This is a genomic window from Micromonospora sp. BL4, from assembly GCF_003667505.1.
Lineage (GTDB): Bacteria > Actinomycetota > Actinomycetes > Mycobacteriales > Micromonosporaceae > Micromonospora.
On the sequence record NZ_RCVJ01000153.1, the window covers coordinates 1 to 18,360 of the forward strand.

The window sequence follows — 18,360 nt, forward strand, 5'->3', positions numbered from 1 at the left end:
CCCCGCTGCCGCCGGGCGCCGTACCGGCGGCCGGCGGGTACGACGCCGACCCGCGCCCGCCCGACCTGCCGGCGCCCGGCCTGCTGCCGCCCGGCCCGTCGCCCGCCGGCGCACCCGGCACCCTGTTGACCCACGGGTCGGCGGGGCGGGGGCCACTGGAGCCCTGGCCGGACACGGTCCGCTGGCAACGGATCTCCTCCGACCTGATCTGGGTGGAGCTGATCCGGCTGGCCGTGGTGCTCGCCATCGGGCTGGCGGTGACCGGGATCGGCTGGGCGTTGAGCGGTCAGGGCCTGTTCGGGCTCGCCCTCGCCGCCGTCCTGGTGTTCGGTGCGTGGCGGGCCGTGGCGATCGTCCGCGCCGTCAAGGCCTGGGGGTACGCGGAACGGGAGGACGACCTGCTGGTCCGGCACGGGTTGCTGATCCGGCGGCTCTCCATCGTGCCGTACTCCCGGATGCAGTTCGTCGACGTCAGCGCCGGGCCGCTGGAGCGCGCCTTCAACCTGGCCACCGTGCAGTTGCACACGGCTGCGGCGGCGAGCGACGCCCGGGTGCCGGGGCTGCGACCGGCGGAGGCGTCCCGGCTACGCGACCGGCTCACCGCGCTCGGCGAGGACCGGGCGGAGGGGCTGTGACCGCGCGACCGGGGGACCACCGGCCGCGCCGGAGGTCGACCCGATGAGCGACCGTCCCGCCGAACCGGGCACCGGACCGCCCCGGCCACCGGGCGGCGCGCCGCCCGCCGGCCCGCCCCCCGGCGGCGCGGTGCCGCCCTACGCGCCCGGCGGCGCGCCGCCCTACACGGCTGTGCCTCCCGGGGTGCCCCAGCCCTGGCCGGCGGCCGCCGCGGGTGGCGACGGCGAGCCGCGTCAGCGACTGCACCCGCTCAGCCCGCTGCTGCACGGGGCCAAATCGCTGGTCGTGGTGATCGCCGGGCTGTCCTGGTCGACGCTGTCCCGCGTCGGCTTCGGCTGGTTCGCGGCCATGGTCGTCGTGCTGGCGCTCGGCGCGACCGTGCTGTCGGTGGTCAGCTGGTACAACACCGGCTACCACGTGGTGGGCCGGGAGCTGCGGGTGTACGAGGGGCTGCTCTGGCGGCGTACCCGGGCGATTCCCCTGGAGCGGTTGCAGGCCGTGGAGGTGGTCCGGCCGCTGCTCGCCCAGCTCACCGGCCTGGCCGAGCTGCGGCTGGAAGTGGTCGGCGGGGGCAAGACCGAGGCGCCGCTGGCGTACCTCGGGGTGGCCGACGCGGCCCGGCTGCGCGAGCGGCTGCTGGCGCTCGCCGGCCGGACGTCACAGCCGCCCGAGCCGGGGCTCGCGGCGCCCGCGACGGCCCCGGGGACGGCGCCGCCGGCGGCGGCGGTGGGCCGCCCGCTGCACGCGGTACGCAACCAGAACCTGCTGGTCAGCCAGCTGCTCACCCCGCAGGCGCTCCTGCTCCCGTTCGGTCTGGCCTTCGTCGTGGTGCAGTTCCTCACCGCCGGGTCGTGGTCGTTCGTCGCGGTGGCGAGCACGCTGACCGCGATGGCCGGTGTGCTGCTGCAACCGATCCGCCGGGTCCTCGACGACTGGAACTTCCGGCTGGCCCGCGACGGCGGCACGCTGCGGGTGCACAACGGCCTGCTGGAGACCCGGGCGCAGACCGTGCCGCTGGACCGGGTGCAGACCGTACGGGCAACCTGGCCGCTGCTCTGGCGGGTGAAGGGCTGGCTGCGGCTGCGGCTGGAGGTGGCCGGGTACTCCGTCGCGGAGGCCGACGACCGCAACCGACCGGACCGTCTGCTGCCGGTCGGTGACCTGCCGACCGCGACGATGATCGTCGGCGAGGTGCTGCCGGGCGTACGCCTCGACGCGCTGGCGCTGAGCCCACCACCGCCCCGGGCCCGCTGGCTGCACCCGCTGGGCCGGGGCGCGTTCGGCGCCGGCCTGTTCGAGCGGGTCTTCGCCACCCGGTCCGGGCTGCTCACCCGGCAGGTGGCGATCGTGCCGTACGCCCGGATCCAGAGCGTGCGGGTGGTGCAGGGGCCGGCGCAGCGCCGGCTCGGGCTGGCCACCGTCCACGCGGACACCGCGGGCGGGTCGGGCGCGGCCGCCCAGGACCGGGATCTTTCGGAGGCATGGGGCCTGGCGGCCGAGCTGACCGCCCGCGCGCACGCCGCCCGCCGCGCCGGCTGACCCGGTCAGCCGGCGCCGACGGCGTCAGCGGTCGGCGGGTACCGCGGGCTGGTCGGAGGCGCCCGGCGCGACCCGCGCGGGTTGTCCGCCGGCCGGCCGTTCCGAGGTGGTTTCCGGCGGGTCCGCCGTGCCGTCCGGGCCGGTGATCTCCCCCGGCGGCGGCTCCGCGGCGACCGGGGCGGACCCGGCGCGTCGGGCCCGCAGCGCCGCCCACCCGCGCTCGGCCAGGCCGACCACCAGGAAGGTCAGCCCGACGTACGTCCAGCCGACCAGCACGTCGATCACGTAGTGCTCACCCGAGTAGACCAGGGTGAAGGTCATCGCCAGCGGGTACGCGAGCAGCAGCGGCCACCAGCGGCGGCGGGTGGTGTGCAGGAAGAAGAGCACCACGAACAGCGCCCACGCGGTGTGCAGCGACGGCATCGCGGCGACCGGGTTCGAGGCGATCTGGCCGGCGTTGAGCACGTTGCCGGCGCCGTGCATGCCGAACGCCTTCCACCCCCGGGTGGAGATCCGGGCGACCTCGGTGAGCAGGCCGTTCTGCGCCGCCCACCACGGCGGCGCAGCCGGGTAGAGGAAGTAGGTGGCCAGGCCGGCGGCGCAGAGGAAGCCCCAGCGCCGCATGTACGCCGCCCAGCGGTGCCGGTCCCGCAGCCAGAGCACGGCGGCGGCGGCCAGCGCGACCACGAAGTGCGAGAAGTACACCCAGCTCGCCGCGACGTCGTACCACTGCAGCTGCGGGTGGTAGAGGTGCTCCTGCAACCAGATGGTGGGCACCTCGCCGCCGGTGGCCCAGCCGAACATGAACCGGTCGGCGACGATCAGCTCCATCGCGTGCGGGGTGGCGCCGTTGTCGGCGAACCCTCGGGAGAGGTTGTACGCGGCGAGCAGCAGGACCACCGGCACCCAGTCCCGGGCGAAGCGCAGGTGACTTCGCCACGGCCGGTCGCTGTTCCAGGCGATGGTGCCCGCCCAGATCCAGACGAACGCGTACGCGGGGTCGGTGGGAAGCCCGATGCCCAGCCAGGCGGCCACGAAGGCGACCGCCCAGATCGTCATGGCGACGATGCGCCGACGGCCCCCGTCCGGGGACGCGGGCGGGTCGGTCCGGGCGGGGGGTTGGGGGTCAGTCACGACGGCCATCGCGGTCAAGGTTAACGACGGGTGCGGCATCGACCGACGGGGACCACCCGGAGGACCCGTTCGCAGGTGGGCGACGGCGGGCCCCGACGGGTGCGGCGGGATCGCCGGGCGAGTGCTCGGCGGGCTCGGCGAGCACCTAGGCTGGCGACCATGCAGGAGCAGCCCGAGCCGGCCTTCGCGCCGGGTCTGACCGCCCAGGTCGAGTTGACCGTCACCGACGCGGACACCGCCCAGGCGGTCGGTTCCGGGGACGTGCCGGTGCTCGGCACACCCCGGGTGCTCGCGCTGGCCGAGGCGGCCACCGTCGCGGCGACCGCGACCACGATGCCGTCCGGGTCGACGACCGTGGGGACCCGGGTCGAGCTGGAGCACCTGGCGCCGACCGTGGTCGGCCGGACGGTCCGGGCGCAGGCTCTGCTGGCGGCCGTCGACGGTCGCCGGCTGTCGTTCGAGGTGACCGTCACCGAGGGTGACGAGACGGTGGCCCGGGGTCGGGTGGAACGGATCCTGGTGGACCGGCAACGCTTCGTCGACCGTGCCGGGCGGGCATCATGACCGGCGGATTCGTCGAGGTCGCCGACCGGGTGCACGTGCTGCGCGAGCCGCTGCTGCGGGTCAACGTCACCCTGGTCGTCGGCGACGCCGAGGCGCTGCTGGTGGACACCCTCTCCTCGGCGGCCCAGGCCACCGAGCTGGCCGCCGCCGTCCGGGCGGTCACCGACCGTCCGCTGACGCTGGTCAACACCCACCACCACTACGACCACTGCTTCGGCAACGCCGTCCTGGCCGGCGACCCGCCCCGCCCGGTCTACGCGCACGCGCTCGCCGCCACGGCGCTGCGCGAGCAGCCGGAGCGGCTGCGCCGGGAGGCGTACGAGGAGGTGCGCGAGGAGCACCCCGCACTCGCCGCCGAGCTGGCCGACACACCGCTGCTCGCCCCGACGCACATCGTGCACACCGAGACGGCACTCGACCTGGGCGGCCGGCGGGTGCTGCTGCGTCACCCCGGGCGGGGGCACACCGACGCCGATCTGGTGGTGCACGTACCCGACGCGAACGTGCTGGTCGCCGGGGATCTGGTGGAGCAGAGCGGGCCGCCCGCCTTCGAGGACTCGTACCCCCTGCAGTGGCCGGACGCGGTCGCCGACCTGCTCCGGCTGGCCACCGTGGGCACGGTGGTGGTGCCGGGCCACGGCGACCCGGTGGACGTGGAGTTCGTCCGCGCGCAGCACGCCGAGCTGGCGAAGCTGGCCTGGCTGATCCGGGCCGGGCACACCGGTGGCGCGCCGCCGGAACGGGTCGCCGCCGAGGCGCCCTTCGGCGCCCGCGCCGCCGTCGTCGCCGCCCGCCGCGGCTACCGCGAACTCGACGGCGCGGTCGAGGTCTAGCTTCCGAAGCGGCGCTGGACGTCGTCGCGGGTGGGCATGGCGGTGGCGCCGCCCGGTGACTCGCAGACCAGGCCGGCCACCCGCAGCGCGAACGCCACCCGCCCGACCCAGCCCTCCGGGTCGGCCGGTTCACCGTCGAGGAGCAGATCGGCGATCAACGCGGCCATCACCGAATCGCCGGCGCCGGTGGCGTCGATCGCGTCGACCCGGGGCGCCGGCACCCGGACCGGATCGGAATCGGCGGCGGCCAGCACCGCGCCGGCCGCGCCGAGCGTCACCACGACCGTCGCGGCGCCCAGCTCGCGCAGGTACGCGGCCACCCCCTCGACCGGCTCACCCGGGTAGAGCAGCTCGGCGTCGGCGGTGCTCAGCTTGACCAAATGCGCGCCGGCGGCGAACTCGGCCACCACCTCGCGCAATCCCGCCAGCGCGTCCGGCCCGTTCAGGAGCCGGGGGCGCACGTTCGGGTCGAAGACCCGCAGGCCGGTGGCGAGCCCCCAGGCACGCCGGGCGGCCGCCAGCGTGTCGGGTCGCAGCAGCACGACGGAGCCGCAGTAGAGCACGTCCGCGCCCTCCAGCAGCGCCAGGTCGAGATCCTCGGGAGCGAGCAGGCCGTAGGAGGGCGGCTCCCCGTAGAAGCGGAAGTCGGGTTCCGGGCCGGCGAAGGTGACCACCGCGAGGGTGGTCGGCGCCGGCACCGTGACCGCGCCGGCCAGCTCGACATCGGCCGCGGTCAGGAACGCGCGGATCCGGCCGGCCAGCACGTCGTCGCCGAGTGAACCGACGAACTGCGCCGCGCCACCGAGCCGGGCCACCCCGACGGCGACGTTGAGCGGCGCGCCGCCGATCGCCTGCCGGTAGACCCGCTCGCCGTCCCGCTCGGTGTCGAGCAGATCGACGAGCGCCTCGCCGAGCACCACCGCGTATCCCATGCCGGTCCCTTCGTCGTCGCCAGCCGCCCCACCGCCCGCCTCGGCGATCGGCGTGGCACCAGGCTGGCACAGCGTGTGGCCCGGCGGGTCCGGAAGGCGCGGTCCGGCCCGACCGGGGCACCGCCGCAGCGGCCCGTGCTATCCCGCCCGGTGGATCGGCCCGCCGGACGCGGTCAGAGGACGGCCGCTCCCACCCCAACGGCTCGCGACGATCTGCGCGGCCACGCTCACCGCGGTCTCCTCCGGGGTACGCCCACCGAGGTCCAGCCCGATCGGCGAGGCGAGCCGAGCGAGCTGCTCCGGGCTCAGCCCCGCCTCGCGCAGCAGCTTGTGCCGCTCGTCGTGGGTGCGCCGCGAACCCATCGCGCCGACGTACGCCAGCTGGTGCCGCAGCGCCAGCGCCAGCAGCGGAATGTCGAACTTCGGGTCGTGGGTCAGCACGCAGACCACCGTCCGCCCGTCGACCCGGCCGGCGTCCAACTCGGTCCCCAGGTAGCGGTGCGGCCACTGCACCACGACCTCGTCCGCCTCGGGGAAACGCCGAGGGGTGGCGAAGACCGGACGGGCGTCGCAGACGGTCACCCGGTAGCCGAGGAACGTGCCGATCCGGGCCACCGCGGCGGCGAAGTCGATCGCCCCGAAGACGATCATCCGGGGCGGGGTGGCGTAGGCGGTCACGAAGAGGCTCAGGCCGGCGCCTCGACGCTGCCCGTGGTAGCCGTACCGGAGCACCCCGCTGTGCCCGGCGGCGAGCAGCCCGAGGGCGTCGGCGGTGGCGGCGGCGTCCAGCCGGTCGTCGCCGAGCGAGCCGGTCACCCGCTGCCCGGTCAGCACCAGGCGGCGTCCCAGTCGCCCCGCCGGGTCGGCGGGCGCCGCGCCCGGTGGGTCGCCGGCGTCGGCCGCGACGCAGGTGACCACCGCCACGGGTCGGCCGGCGCGGCGTGCCGAGTCGACCGCGTCCAGCTCCACGAGACGGCCGGCGTCGATCCGCTCCACGAACACGTCGAGCTCCCCGCCGCAGGTCAGGCCCGCGGTGTACGCGGTGTCGTCGCTGACGCCGTAGCGGGTCAGTTCGGGGGCGCCGGTGTCGAGCACGCGGCGGGCCCGTTCGTAGAGGTCGGCCTCGACGCAGCCGCCGGAGACGCTGCCGGTGACCGCGCCGTCGGCCGCGACCAGCATGCTGGCGCCGGGCGGCTGCGGCGCGGACCGCCAGGTGGCCACGACGGTGGCCAGGGCGACCGCCTCGCCGGCGCGGCAGCGGCGGTGCGCCTCGTCGAACACGTCCGGCACGCTCCGCCGCCTCTCCGTCTCTCCGTCTCGCCGCCGCGTCGGCCGGCCCGTGCCGGCCAGGCCCGTCGGTCCGGCGACATCGCCATGAAAGCGGCAAACAGTCCTTATGCGAAGGATATGGTCGGTTTCAACTGGAGGAGGTGCGAGTTGGTGAAGTCCTACCAGGCGCTGCGTACCGCGCCGAGCCCCGACCACGCGGTGGTCCGCGGTCCCGGCGCCGTCGAGGTCCACCTCATGGTGAACGGGGAATCCCGGACGACGACCGTCGAGCCACGGGTCAGCCTGCTCGACGCCCTGCGCGACCGGCTCGAACTGACGGGGACCAAGAAGGGCTGCAACCAGGGCGCCTGCGGCGCCTGCACGGTGTGGGTGGACGGACGCCGCGTGCTGTCCTGCCTCACCCTGGCGATCACCTGCGAGAACCGCGAGGTGACCACGATCGAGGGACTGTCCGACGGCGACACCCTGCACCCGGTGCAGCAGGCGTTCCTGGACTGCGACGCCTTCCAGTGCGGCTACTGCACATCCGGGCAGATCATGTCCGTGGTGGCGCTGCTGGCCGAGGGGCACGCCGGCGACGACATGGAGATCCGGGAGTGGATGAGCGGCAACATCTGCCGCTGCGCCGCGTACCCGCACATCCGTGCTGCCGTCCGCCAGGTCCGCGACCAGGGAGGCACCGCCGATGCGGCCCGTTAGCTACTCGCGCGCCACCGACGTCGGCAGCGCGATCGGCGCGGTGAGCGCCGACCCGGAGAGCACCTTCCTGGCCGGTGGCACCACCCAGATCGACCTGCTGCGCATCTACGTCGAGCAGCCGCGCCGCCTCGTCGACATCAACGACCTGCCGCTGAACCGCGTCGAGGAGCTGCCCGGCGGAGGGCTGCGGCTCGGCGGACTGGCCCGGATGAGCGACGTGGCCGAGGAGCCCGAGCTGGTTCGCCGTTACCCGATGGTCGCCGAGGCGCTGCTGCTCGGCGCCTCCCCGCAGCTGCGCAACATGGCCACCCTCGGCGGCAACCTGTTGCAGCGGGTGCGGTGCGGCTACTTCCGCGACACCGCGGCGGCCTGCAACAAACGCGTCCCCGGCAGCGGGTGCAGCGCGATCGAGGGGATCAACCGGGGGCACGCCGTGCTCGGCACCAGCGAGCGCTGCATCGCCACCCATCCGTCCGACCTGGCCGTCGCGCTGGTCGCGCTGGACGCCGTGGTGCAGACCGAGGGACCGGGCGGCCCGCGGAGCATCCCGATCGACGACTTCTTCCTGCTTCCCGGCGAGACCCCGGAGCGGGAACATCCGCTGGCCCACGGCGAGCTGGTCACCGGGATCGACCTGCCGCCGGCACCGGTCGCGGCCACGTCCCGGTACATCAAGATCCGTGATCGCGAGTCGTACGAGTTCGCGCTCGCCTCGGTCGCGGCGGCCATCGCGATGAGCGGCGGCCAGATCACGGAGGTACGGCTGGCCCTGGGCGGGGTGGCCACCAAACCGTGGCGGGCCCGCGCGGCCGAGCAGGTGCTCGTCGGCGCTCCGGCGACCACCGAGTCGTTCCGCCGGGCGGCGGCGGCCGAGCTGGCGCCGGCGGTGTCGCACGGGATGAACGCCTTCAAGATCGAGCTGGCCCGGCGGACGATCGTCCGGGCCCTGGAGCAGCTGACGCAGCGGGAGGTGGCGGCATGAGCCCGGCGATCGGCGCGACGCTCAACCGGGTGGACGGGCGCGCCAAGGTACGCGGCGAGGCGCGCTACTCCGCGGAGGTCCCGGTGACCGGCCTGGTCCACGGCGTGCTGGTCGGCGCCACGGTGGCCAGCGGCCGGATCACCGCGATCGACACCGTCGAGGCCGAGCGGGCCGACGGGGTGCTGGCCGTGTTCACCCATCGCGATCTGGACCGGGTCGCCACCGTGCCGAAGCTGCTCCCGTCGCTGGCCGGGCTGGCCGCGCCGGGCCAGACCTTCTTTCCGATGCAGGACGAGACGATCCACTACGCCGGTCAGCCCATCGCCCTCGTGGTCGCCGACACCATCGAACGTGCCGAGCACGCGGGCACCCTGATCCGCGTCGAGTACGCCGCCACGCCCGCCATCACCCTGATCGACCAGGCCCGGGACCAGGCGTACGTGCCCGAGCGGATCTTCGGCGGGCTGCTGCCCGGGCACGGGTCCCGCGGTGACGTGGCGAAGGCGCTGGCCGAGGCGGAGGTGCGCGTGGACGCGACGTACCGGTTCGCACCCAACCACCACAACCCGATCGAGGCGTCCGCCAGCACGGCCGTGTGGGAGGACATCGACCGGTTGACCGTCTACGACTCGACCCAGGGGCCGAACGCCACCCAGTTCACCGTCGCGGCGCTGCTCGGCCTGCCGCCGATCTCGATCCGGGTGGTGAGCCACGCCGTCGGCGGCAGTTTCGGCTCCAAGGCGATGATCTGGCACCACCCGGCGCTGGCCGCGCTCGCCGCCCGGCAGGTCGGCCGGCCGGTGCGGCTGGCGCTGACCCGGGAGCAGATGTTCACCTCCTGCGGGCACCGCGAGGAGCAGGAGCAGCGGATCACCCTCGGGGCCCACGCGGACGGTCGGATCACCGCGCTGCGCCACCACAAACTGTCCCTCACCTCCCAGTTCGACGACTGGGCCGAGCCGTCGTTGCAGAGTCCGGCCGTGGCGTACACGAGCCCCCACTACGAGGGGGTCTACCACCTGATCCGGGGCAACACGATCACCCCGACCTTCATGCGCGCCCCCGGTGAGGCGACCGGCATGTTCGCCCTCGAATGCGCGATGGACGAGCTGGCCGAGCGGGTCGGGATCGACCCGGTGGAGCTGCGGCTGCGCAACTGCTCCGACACCGATCCGGAGAGCGGGCACCCCTGGTCCAGCAGCGGGCTGAAGGAGTGCTACCAGCGGGCGTCCGAGCTGTTCGGCTGGGCCGACCGCGACTCCCGGCCCCGGCGCGAGGGCCAGTGGCTGATCGGCAGTGGCATGGCCAGCGCGCTCTACCCGGTGACCCAACCGGTGAACCCGCAGCGCGCCCGGGCCCGGCTCTACAACGACGGGACCGCGGTCGTCGAGGCCGGCGTGTCGGAGTTCGGCACCGGCGTCTACACCGCGATGACCCAGGTCGCGGCGGACGCGCTCGGCCTGCCGGTGGAGCGGGTGCGGTTCGTCGGCGGGAGCAGTGACCTGCCGAACGTCACCGCCGCCGTCGGCTCCGCCGGCACCAGCGCGGTCGGTTCCGCCGTACACCTGGCGGTGACCCAGCTTCGCGACGAGCTGATCGGGCGCGCGGTCGCCGACGACCACTCGCCCCTGCACGGCGCGGACCCCGCCGGGGTGGTCGTGCAGGACGGCCGGATGGCACGGCGCGACCGGCCCGACGTCGGCGAGACGTACGCCGATCTGATGCAGCGCACCCTGACTCCGGACGTGGAGGTGCTCGGCACCTGGACGCCGCCACCGCAGGACGCCGGGTACGGGGTGCACACCTTCGGCGCCCAGATGGCCGAGGTGGCGGTCGACGCCGACCTCGGCGTGGTCCGGGTGCGCCGGATGGTCGGGGTGTTCGCGCCCGGCCGGGTGCTCAACCGCAAGACCGCGCACAGCCAATTGATGGGCGGCATGCTGTGGGGGCTCGGCCAGGCGCTGCTGGAGGCCACCCGGATGGATCCCCGGTCGGGTCGTTGGACCAACGCCAGCCTCGGCGACTACCTGGTGGCGGTCAACGCGGACGCGCCGGACGTGGTGGTGGACACCATCGAGGTGCACGACGAGGTCGTGAACCCGCTCGGAATGAAGGGCGTCGGGGAGATCGGCGTGGTGGGTGCGGCCGCCGCGATCGCCAACGCCGTGCACCACGCCACCGGCCGTCGGCAGTACGAGCTGCCGATCACCCTGGAGAAGCTGCTCTGACGACGGCCTGACACATCGAGAACGGACTATTGCGTTGCGGCCGGGCGGCATGGTGGGATGACGCGTACCGGGCGGTGCGAGGGCTGCCGCGCCGCCGGTTGCCGGGTTCGTTCGACGCGAGGGCGCCGGTCCACGACAGGGACCGTTGACGGCGCGTGTCCACCGGCCGGTCCCCTGCCGGGGCACGCACCGTGATCGTCGCTTCCGTTCCTTGCAGCGGGGCGATCAGGCCACATCCCCACCCGATTGCGGCGGGGCGGCTCGGGCGGCGCGCCTCGCGAGTCAGGAGAACCCGTGAACCGTTCCCGTACGGCCGCGTTGCTCACCGCAGCCGTGGCCCTCAGCCTGGGCGCCGTCGCCCTGGCGTCCAGTCCGGAGCCGGCCGCCGCGCACGGCGCGGCCATGACCCCCGGCAGCCGCACCTTCCTGTGCTGGCAGGACGGCCTGAGCCAGACCGGCGAGATCCGGCCGAACAACCCTGCGTGCTCCGCCGCCGTGGCGCAGAGTGGCGCGAACTCGCTCTACAACTGGTTCAGCGTGCTGCGCTCCGACGCCGGCGGCCGGACGGTCGGCTTCATCCCGGACGGGCAGCTGTGCAGCGGCGGCAACCCCGGCTACCGGGGCTACGACCTGCCCCGTACCGACTGGCCGCTGACCCACCTGACCGCCGGCGCGCGGCTGGACTTCCGGTACAGCAACTGGGCGCACCACCCGGGCACCTTCTACTTCTACGTGACCAAGAACAGCTGGAGCCCGACCCGGGCGCTCGCCTGGGGCGACCTGGAGGAGCAGCCGTTCCTGACGGTGACCAACCCGCCGCAGCGTGGCGGGGCCGGCACCAACGAGGGGCACTACTACTTCAGCGGCAACCTGCCGTCGGGCAAGAGCGGCCGGCACATCATCTACTCCCGCTGGGTGCGTTCGGACTCGCAGGAGAACTTCTTCGGCTGCTCCGACGTGACCTTCGACGGCGGCAACGGCCAGGTGACCGGCGTGGGTCCGGGCGGCACCCCGCCGCCGAACCCGACGACTCCGCCGCCCAACCCGACGACTCCGCCGCCCAACCCGACCACTCCGCCGCCGAACCCGACCACCCCGCCGCCGCACGGCGGTGACTGCATGGCGGTCTACAAGGTCGTCAGCGCGTGGCAGGGCGGCTTCCAGGGCGAAGTCATGATCATGAATCACGGCAGTACGCCGTTCGCCGGCTGGACCGCGAGCTGGACCTGGCCCAGCGGGCAGTCGATCACTCAGATCTGGAACGCCACCCAGAGCTCGTCCGGCTCCTCGGTGACGGCCACCAACGTCGCGCACAACGGCACGGTCGCACCCGAAGGCACCACAACCTTCGGCTTCCTGGCAAGCACCACAGGCACCAACACCCTCCCCACAGTCACCTGCGCCCGCCGCTGACCCACTCCCACCCGCACTGGAAATGATCAAGAGGTTTGCGTCACCGGAACGACTCCGGATGACGCAAACCTCTTGATCAACAGGGGTGGGGTCGGGAGGTCAGCGGACCATGGAGCCGACCACCGGCTTCGTCAGCAGGGCGGACTGGTTGCGCTGGATGCCCGGGTCGAGGGTCTTGGCCACGAAGATGGCGTGCCAGATGCAGAAGATCAACACGGTCCACACCTTGCGGGAGTGGTCGGCCTCCTCCCGCTTGTGCTCGTCGAGCAGCCGCAGCGCGTACGACAGGTCGAGCAGGTCGCCCGCGCCCGAGGTGCTCAGCACGTGCCGGGCCCACTCGTACATCTCGCCGCGCAGCCACACCCGGGTCGGGGTCGGGAAGCCCAGCTTCTTGCGGTTGACGATGGCCGGCGGAACGACGCCCTGCAACGCCTGACGCATCGCGTACTTCGTGGCGTCCGAGCGCGGCGGCAGCTTCAGGTCCACCGGGATCTTCGCCGCGACGTCGAACACCGCGCGGTCGAGGAACGGCACCCGCACCTCCAGCGAGTGGGACATCGAGATCCGGTCGGCCTTGACCAGGATGTCCCCGCGCAGCCAGGTGTAGAGGTCGACGTACTGCATCTTGGTGACGTCGTCCAGCTCGGTGCACTCCGCGTAGATCGGGGCGGTCACGTCGGTGTAGCGCACCGAGGGGTCGTAGCGGCGCAGGAGCTGCTGCTTCTCCTCCTCGGTGAACATCCGCGCGTTGCCGTAGTACCGCTCCTCGATCGGGGTGGTGCCGCGCTCCAGGAAGCTCTTGCCCTTGACCCCCTGCGGGATCGCCTTGGAGACGGCGCGCAGCCCCTTCTGCACCCCGCCCGGCAGACCGTTGACGGTGCCCAGCGACAGCGGCTCGCGGTAGATCGTGTAGCCGCCGAAGAACTCGTCGGCCCCCTCGCCGGAGAGCACCACCGTGACGTGCTCGGCGGCCTTCTTCGCCACGAAGTAGAGCGGCACCAGCGCCGGGTCGGCCACCGGGTCGTCCAGATGCCAGACGATCTTCGGCAGCGCGTCGATCATGTCCTGCGGACCGATCTTGGTGGGGATGGTGGTGACGTCCAGGTGCCGGGCCGAGTCCTGCGCGACGTCGATCTCCGAATAGCCCGGCACGTCGTAGCCGACGGTGAAGGTCAGGATGTTCGGGTTGAACTCCCGGGCCAGCGCGACCACCGCGGTGGAGTCGATGCCGCTGGACAGGAACGAGCCGACCGGCACGTCGGAGCGCATGTGCATGCGCACGCTCTCCCGCAGCGTCTCCCGGATCTCGTGGTACAGCTTCTGCTCGTCGTCGACCGGCGCCGGCCGGAACACCGGCCGGTACCACCGGCGGACGTCGATCCGCCCGCCCGGGGTCCAGGTCAGGTACTCCCCGGAGCCGATCCGGTTGATGCCCTTGTGCAGGGTGCCGGGCTCGGGGACGTACTGCAGGGTCAGGTAGTGGCTGAGGTTGGCCGCGTCGACGCCCGCGTCACCCTGGTAGCTGCTGTGCGCGAACGGCAGCAGCGCCTTCTTCTCCGAGGCCAGGTAGAGCCCGTCGGCGGTCTCCAGGTAGTGCATCGGCTTGATGCCGAAGTAGTCGCGGGCGCCGAACGCGCGCCGCTCCTGCCGGTCCCAGATGACGAAGGCGAACATGCCGCGCAACCGGGTGAGCACCTGCTCGCCCCAGAAGTGGTAGCCGGCGACAATCACCTCGCCGTCACCGGCGGTGGCGAACTGGGCGCCGAAGTCCCGGACCAGCTCGTCGCGCAGCTCGATGTAGTTGTAGATCTCACCGTTGAAGGTCAGCAGGTAACGGCCGTTCGCGTAGGGCAGCGGCTCGTGACTCGACGCGACGTCGATGATGGCGAGCCGCTTGTGGGCGAACACTCCGTCCGCGTACCGGCCGGAGGCGTCGCCGACCACCTCGACCCCTGTCTCGTCGGGGCCGCGGTGGTGCAGGCATTCCAACGCTCCGGCGATGTGGTCGCGGTGCGCGGCGGCGTTGCCGTTCGCGCTGAAGAAGGCCAGGAGTCCGCACATGGTGGTCATCTTCCCACGCGCGCCGGAGGCCCGTCGCAGCCGTCCGTCGATCCGGAGCGCTCCCGGGCGGCGCCGGCGCGAACCGGGCGCGCGGTACCGTCGGGACCAGCAATGACACGGAGGGAGCGGCGCAATGACCGAGGGACGCACCGACGGTACGCCGACGGACGGTACGGAATCGCACGATCCGGACTTCCCGGAGGCGTTCCTGTCCTTCATGCGGAAGGGCTGGCGGGACAGCGCGCTTCCGGTCGCGCCCCGGCCGGAGGCCCCGAACTACGCCAAGCGGCGGGCCACGCTCTCGGCGGCCTTCCCGGGCGAGACGCTGGTGATCCCGACCGGCTCCGAGAAGGTCCGGGCCAACGACACCGCCTACCCGTTCCGGCCGGGCAGTGATTTCGCCTACCTGACCGGCGACCGCGACCCGGACAGCGTGCTGGTACTTCGCCCGAACGGCTCCGGGCACGACGCCACGCTGTACATGCGGCCCCGCTCGTCGCGGGAGACCGACGAGTTCTTCCGCAGCCGGCACGGCGAGCTGTGGGTGGGCCGGCGGCACACGCTCGGCGAGAAGTCCACCGAGCTGGGCCTGCCCACCGCCGACCTGACCGGCCTGGAGGCGACGCTCGCCGACCTGCCGCCGGGGCGGACCCGGGTGCTGCGCGGCTTCGACGCCCAGGTGGACGCGGCGGTCCGGCCGTACGACGGGGTCCGCGCCGAGGGGCAGCCGCCCCGCGACCGGGAGCTGGCGATCGCCATCTCGGAGCAGAAGCTCGTCAAGGACGAGTGGGAGATCGGCCAGCTCCAGGACGCGATCGACGCCACGGTGCGCGGCTTCGAGGACGTGGCCCGGATCCTGCCGGCGGACCGCGCCGTCTCGGAGCGACTGCTGGAGGGGATCTTCGCGCTGCGCGCCCGGCACGACGGCAACGACGTCGGGTACGGCTCGATCGTCGGCGCCGGCGAGCACGCCACGATCCTGCACTGGGTGCACAACCACGGCGCCACCCGGCCCGGTGACCTGCTGCTCATGGACATGGGTGTCGAGGGCCGCAACCTCTACACCGCGGACGTGACCCGGGTGCTGCCGGTCAGCGGCCGGTTCACCGCCCTGCAACGCCAGGTCTACGACATCGTGTACGCCTCGCAGCAGGCCGGTATCGAGGCCATCCGGCCCGGGGTGAAGTTCAAGGACGTCCACCTGACCTGCATGCGGGTGCTCGCTGAGGGTCTGGCGGAGCTGGGTCTGCTGCCGGTGAGCGTGGACGAGGCGATGGACGAGAAGTCCTCGATCTACCGGCGGTGGACGCTGCACGGCTTCGGCCACATGCTCGGCATCGACGTGCACGACTGCTCGAACGCCCGCAAGGAGACGTACCGCGACGGCACGCTGGGCGAGGGCTACGTGCTCACCGTCGAGCCAGGTCTGTACTTCCAGCCCGAGGATGAGCTGGTTCCGGCCGAGCTGCGTGGGGTCGGCGTGCGGATCGAGGACGACGTGCTGGTCACCGCCACCGGCGCGGTGAACCTGTCGGCCGGCCTGCCGCGTACCGCCGACGAGGTGGAGACCTGGCTGGCCGAGCAGCGCGAGGCAGGGCCGCGCCTGCCGGGCTGACCCCCACCACCTGCACGACCACGGCGGACCCCGCCGCCGGGCAGCGACGTTTCGACGTCCGCGCGCCCGGCGGCGGGGTCCGTCGGCGTTTGGGCTGCTCACGCACCTTCCTGTCGACCCGGGCCCGTTCACCGGCTCCTGCCCTGACCTGAGGTGAATGCGGGCTTTTCTCGGATAAGTCCGCATCGCGAGGATGGTTCTCATACGGTGGGGATCAGAGGCTGCAACCTATTTGTAGCTGGTCGCGCGCCTTGGGCGGTGCGATCCCGTCTGGTACCAGGAAAGGGCGGAAGGCTCTGATGTCCAACGACGTAACGAGTACCGACGGCGGGGCCTCGACGGCTCCGCCGACACGACGACGGCGGGCGCTCTGGGTCGCCGGCGTGGCCGGGCTGACCGGCGTGGTCGGCCTAGCAGCCCTCGGCGGCCTGGCCGCCCGGGACGACAAGCCCGACCCCGCCCGCGTGTCCGACGCGCAGGCGCCGACCAACCGGCAGAACGTCAGCGACGCCGGTGGCGAGAACGCCGACGACGCCAAGGAGAACAGCGGCCAGGACCCGGGTGACGAGTGGAGCGGCGGCGACTGGAGCGGCTTCGACGACCAGGGCAACGACGGCAAGGACGGCAAGGACGACGACAAGCGCGACGACAAGGACCGCAACAAGCAGGTCCCCTGTGACACCGACAAGCTGATCCAGGCGATCGTCTTCGCCAACAGCAAGGACGGCGGTGTGCTGGAGCTGGCCAAGGGCTGCACCTACAACCTGACCCGCAACGACTACGAGGGCAACGGCCTGCCGGTGATCACCGAGCGGATCACCCTCAAGGGCGAGCACACCACCATCGGCCGCGACGCCACCGCCGACTACTTCCGGATCCTGAACGTCGGCCCCGGCGGGCACCTCACCCTCAAGGGCCTGAGCATCAAGGGCGGCCAGACCCTCGAACGGGCGATGACCATGGATCCGGCGACGGTCTGGGCGCCGTACTCGCCCTCGGTCCGGGCGACCGCGGCGACCGCGACGGCGGCACCGAAGCCGGGCGCGGCGGCCAAGCCGGCAGCCCCGGCGGCCAAGCCCGCAGCGGCGGCAGCCAAGCCCGCAGCGGCAGCGGCCAAGCCCGCAGCAGCGGCAGCCAAGCCCGCAGCGGCGGCAGCCAAGCCGGCAGCGGCAGCGGCCAAGCCGGCAGCGGCGGCAGCCAAGCCCGCAGCCAAGGCGGCCAAGCCGGCGCAGTCGGCGGCGGCCAAGCCCGCGGCGGCGACCGCCAAGCCGGCGGCCGGTGCGGTAGCCAAGCCGGCGACGGCCGGGCCCGCGGCGGTGCCGCTGGTGGAGGAGCCCGGGTTCAACGACGGCGCCGGGGTGCTGGTGCAGCCCGGTGGCCGGGCGGACATCCTGGACAGCGAGCTGCTGTACAACCAGTCCGGCGGCAACGGCGGCGGGCTGGCGAACTTCGGCACCGCCCGGCTCATCAAGACCACCGTGGCGCACAACACCGCCTTCTTCTTCGGCGGCGGCATCTTCAACGCCGGCGTACTCGAGGTCAACGAGTCGAAGGTCAAGGACAACAACGCGATCATCGGCGGTGGCGGCATCGCCAACGGCGCTGCGGAGATCTTCACCGACGACGTCGACGGCGGCTCGGTCTGGGTCTACAAGAGCGAGGTCTCCGACAACCGGACGCTCGGCTTCGGCGGCGGCGTCCTGGACGTCGAGGGCACCACGACCCTGCACGAGACGAAGGTCAGCAACAACACCGCGCTGCTCGCCGGTGGTGGCGTCGCGGTGGCCGACAGCCAGCTCACCCTCAAGCACGCCACGGTGGCCGGGAACAGCACCGCCGGCGTGGGTGGCGGCCTGGCGGTGGCCTTCGACAGCACCGCGACCGTGGAGAACAGCTGGATCAAGGACAACACGGCCGGGTTCTTCGGCGCCGGCCTCTTCAACGAGGACAGCGTCACCACCCTGCGCGACAGCGAGGTCGTGGGCAACCGGGCAGTCGGTCCGCTGGCCCGCGGCGGCGGCATCTTCAACACCAACCGGGGCGAGGTCACGCTCCACCGGACGAAGGTGGCGCACAACTTCGCCACTCTCCCGCCCGGGGGCATCTTCAACAACCTCGGCAGCACCGTGACCCTGGACGACAAGTCCGCGGTCACCGCCAACCGTCCCACCAACTGCTTCAACGTTCCGGACTGCTTCGCCTGATCGGTGGGGCTGATCCACATAGAGGGTGCGCCCCTCCGAGCCGGTGACGGCGCGGAGGGGCGTACCTGTTTGGGCAGGTCACGGGGGGCGACGAGCGCCTTGGGTGGGCCTGTGCCCGGGCGGGGCGTCCGGCCCGTCGAGGACGAACACGAACCGAATGTGGGCTTCTTTCGGATAAGCCCGCGAGGCGAGGATCCTTCTCATACGGTGTTTTTGGGAGCTACAACCGA

At 73.0% G+C, this 18,360-nt stretch carries 14 protein-coding genes; 10 read left to right on the top strand and 4 right to left on the bottom strand.

Features of this window, described 5'->3' with window-relative positions; translation table 11 throughout:
- The first annotated feature begins 122 nt into the window (after window positions 1–122).
- Window positions 123–635 carry a PH domain-containing protein gene (locus EAD89_RS19905; RefSeq protein WP_121653642.1) on the top strand — a complete coding sequence of 171 codons (513 nt, stop codon included), beginning with the start codon at window positions 123–125 and terminating at the stop codon, window positions 633–635.
- Between the two features lie 43 nt (window positions 636–678).
- A complete protein-coding gene (locus EAD89_RS19910; RefSeq protein WP_233578842.1) occupies window positions 679–2,175 on the top strand; it encodes a PH domain-containing protein in 1,497 nt (498 codons plus the stop codon).
- 24 nt (window positions 2,176–2,199) lie between these two features.
- On the opposite strand, the gene EAD89_RS19915 is transcribed toward EAD89_RS19910, so the two are convergent.
- The gene (locus tag EAD89_RS19915; RefSeq protein ID WP_233578843.1) at window positions 2,200–3,318 is read right to left on the bottom strand and encodes a phosphatase PAP2 family protein; all 1,119 of its coding nucleotides are present in this window, start codon (window positions 3,316–3,318) and stop codon (window positions 2,200–2,202) included.
- Between the two features lie 150 nt (window positions 3,319–3,468).
- Here EAD89_RS19915 and EAD89_RS19920 point away from each other — a divergent pair, with 150 nt between their 5' ends.
- Together EAD89_RS19920 and EAD89_RS19925 are read left to right on the top strand one after the other, a co-directional pair.
- Window positions 3,469–3,873: a thioesterase family protein gene (locus EAD89_RS19920; protein ID WP_121656087.1), complete on the top strand. Its 405-nt coding sequence runs from the start codon at window positions 3,469–3,471 to the stop codon at window positions 3,871–3,873.
- Entirely contained in the window at window positions 3,870–4,706 is an 837-nt protein-coding gene (locus EAD89_RS19925; RefSeq protein WP_121656088.1) for an MBL fold metallo-hydrolase, read from the top strand. Before EAD89_RS19920 ends, EAD89_RS19925 begins: the two co-directional genes overlap by 4 nt.
- Here the strand turns inward: EAD89_RS19925 and EAD89_RS19930 are convergent.
- Both EAD89_RS19930 and EAD89_RS19935 read right to left on the bottom strand, forming a co-directional pair.
- On the bottom strand, window positions 4,703–5,638 hold the full coding sequence (locus EAD89_RS19930; protein WP_121676786.1) for a carbohydrate kinase: 936 nt from the start codon (window positions 5,636–5,638) through the stop codon (window positions 4,703–4,705). The two genes, EAD89_RS19925 and EAD89_RS19930, sit on opposite strands and share 4 nt — an antisense overlap.
- A 138-nt stretch (window positions 5,639–5,776) precedes the next feature.
- Window positions 5,777–6,928, bottom strand: coding sequence for an XdhC family protein (locus tag EAD89_RS19935; RefSeq protein ID WP_121676787.1), 1,152 nt, complete (start codon window positions 6,926–6,928; stop codon window positions 5,777–5,779).
- Between the two features lie 234 nt (window positions 6,929–7,162).
- Here EAD89_RS19935 and EAD89_RS19940 point away from each other — a divergent pair, with 234 nt between their 5' ends.
- From EAD89_RS19940 to EAD89_RS19955, 4 genes are all read left to right on the top strand, one after another.
- Entirely contained in the window at window positions 7,163–7,627 is a 465-nt protein-coding gene (locus tag EAD89_RS19940) for a (2Fe-2S)-binding protein (RefSeq protein WP_199723506.1), read from the top strand.
- Window positions 7,614–8,609: a xanthine dehydrogenase family protein subunit M gene (locus EAD89_RS19945; protein ID WP_121656092.1), complete on the top strand. Its 996-nt coding sequence runs from the start codon at window positions 7,614–7,616 to the stop codon at window positions 8,607–8,609. Before EAD89_RS19940 ends, EAD89_RS19945 begins: the two co-directional genes overlap by 14 nt.
- Window positions 8,606–10,837, top strand: coding sequence for a xanthine dehydrogenase family protein molybdopterin-binding subunit (locus EAD89_RS19950; protein WP_121676788.1), 2,232 nt, complete (start codon window positions 8,606–8,608; stop codon window positions 10,835–10,837). The genes EAD89_RS19945 and EAD89_RS19950 overlap by 4 nt, the downstream gene beginning before the upstream one ends.
- Window positions 10,838–11,131: 294 nt before the next feature.
- Complete coding sequence (locus tag EAD89_RS19955) at window positions 11,132–12,250, top strand: lytic polysaccharide monooxygenase (RefSeq protein WP_121676789.1); 1,119 nt, start codon at window positions 11,132–11,134, stop codon at window positions 12,248–12,250.
- 99 nt (window positions 12,251–12,349) lie between these two features.
- Here the strand turns inward: EAD89_RS19955 and asnB are convergent, their stop codons facing one another.
- On the bottom strand, window positions 12,350–14,311 hold the full coding sequence (gene asnB / locus EAD89_RS19960; RefSeq protein WP_121676827.1) for an asparagine synthase (glutamine-hydrolyzing): 1,962 nt from the start codon (window positions 14,309–14,311) through the stop codon (window positions 12,350–12,352).
- A 133-nt stretch (window positions 14,312–14,444) separates the two neighbouring features.
- Here asnB and EAD89_RS19965 point away from each other — a divergent pair, with 133 nt between their 5' ends.
- Entirely contained in the window at window positions 14,445–15,926 is a 1,482-nt protein-coding gene (locus EAD89_RS19965) for an aminopeptidase P family protein (protein ID WP_121676790.1), read from the top strand.
- 299 nt (window positions 15,927–16,225) lie between these two features.
- Window positions 16,226–18,130 (top strand): hypothetical protein, encoded by a 1,905-nt coding sequence (locus EAD89_RS19970; RefSeq protein WP_121676791.1) that lies wholly within the window; start codon window positions 16,226–16,228, stop codon window positions 18,128–18,130.
- Window positions 18,131–18,360 lie beyond the last annotated feature (230 nt).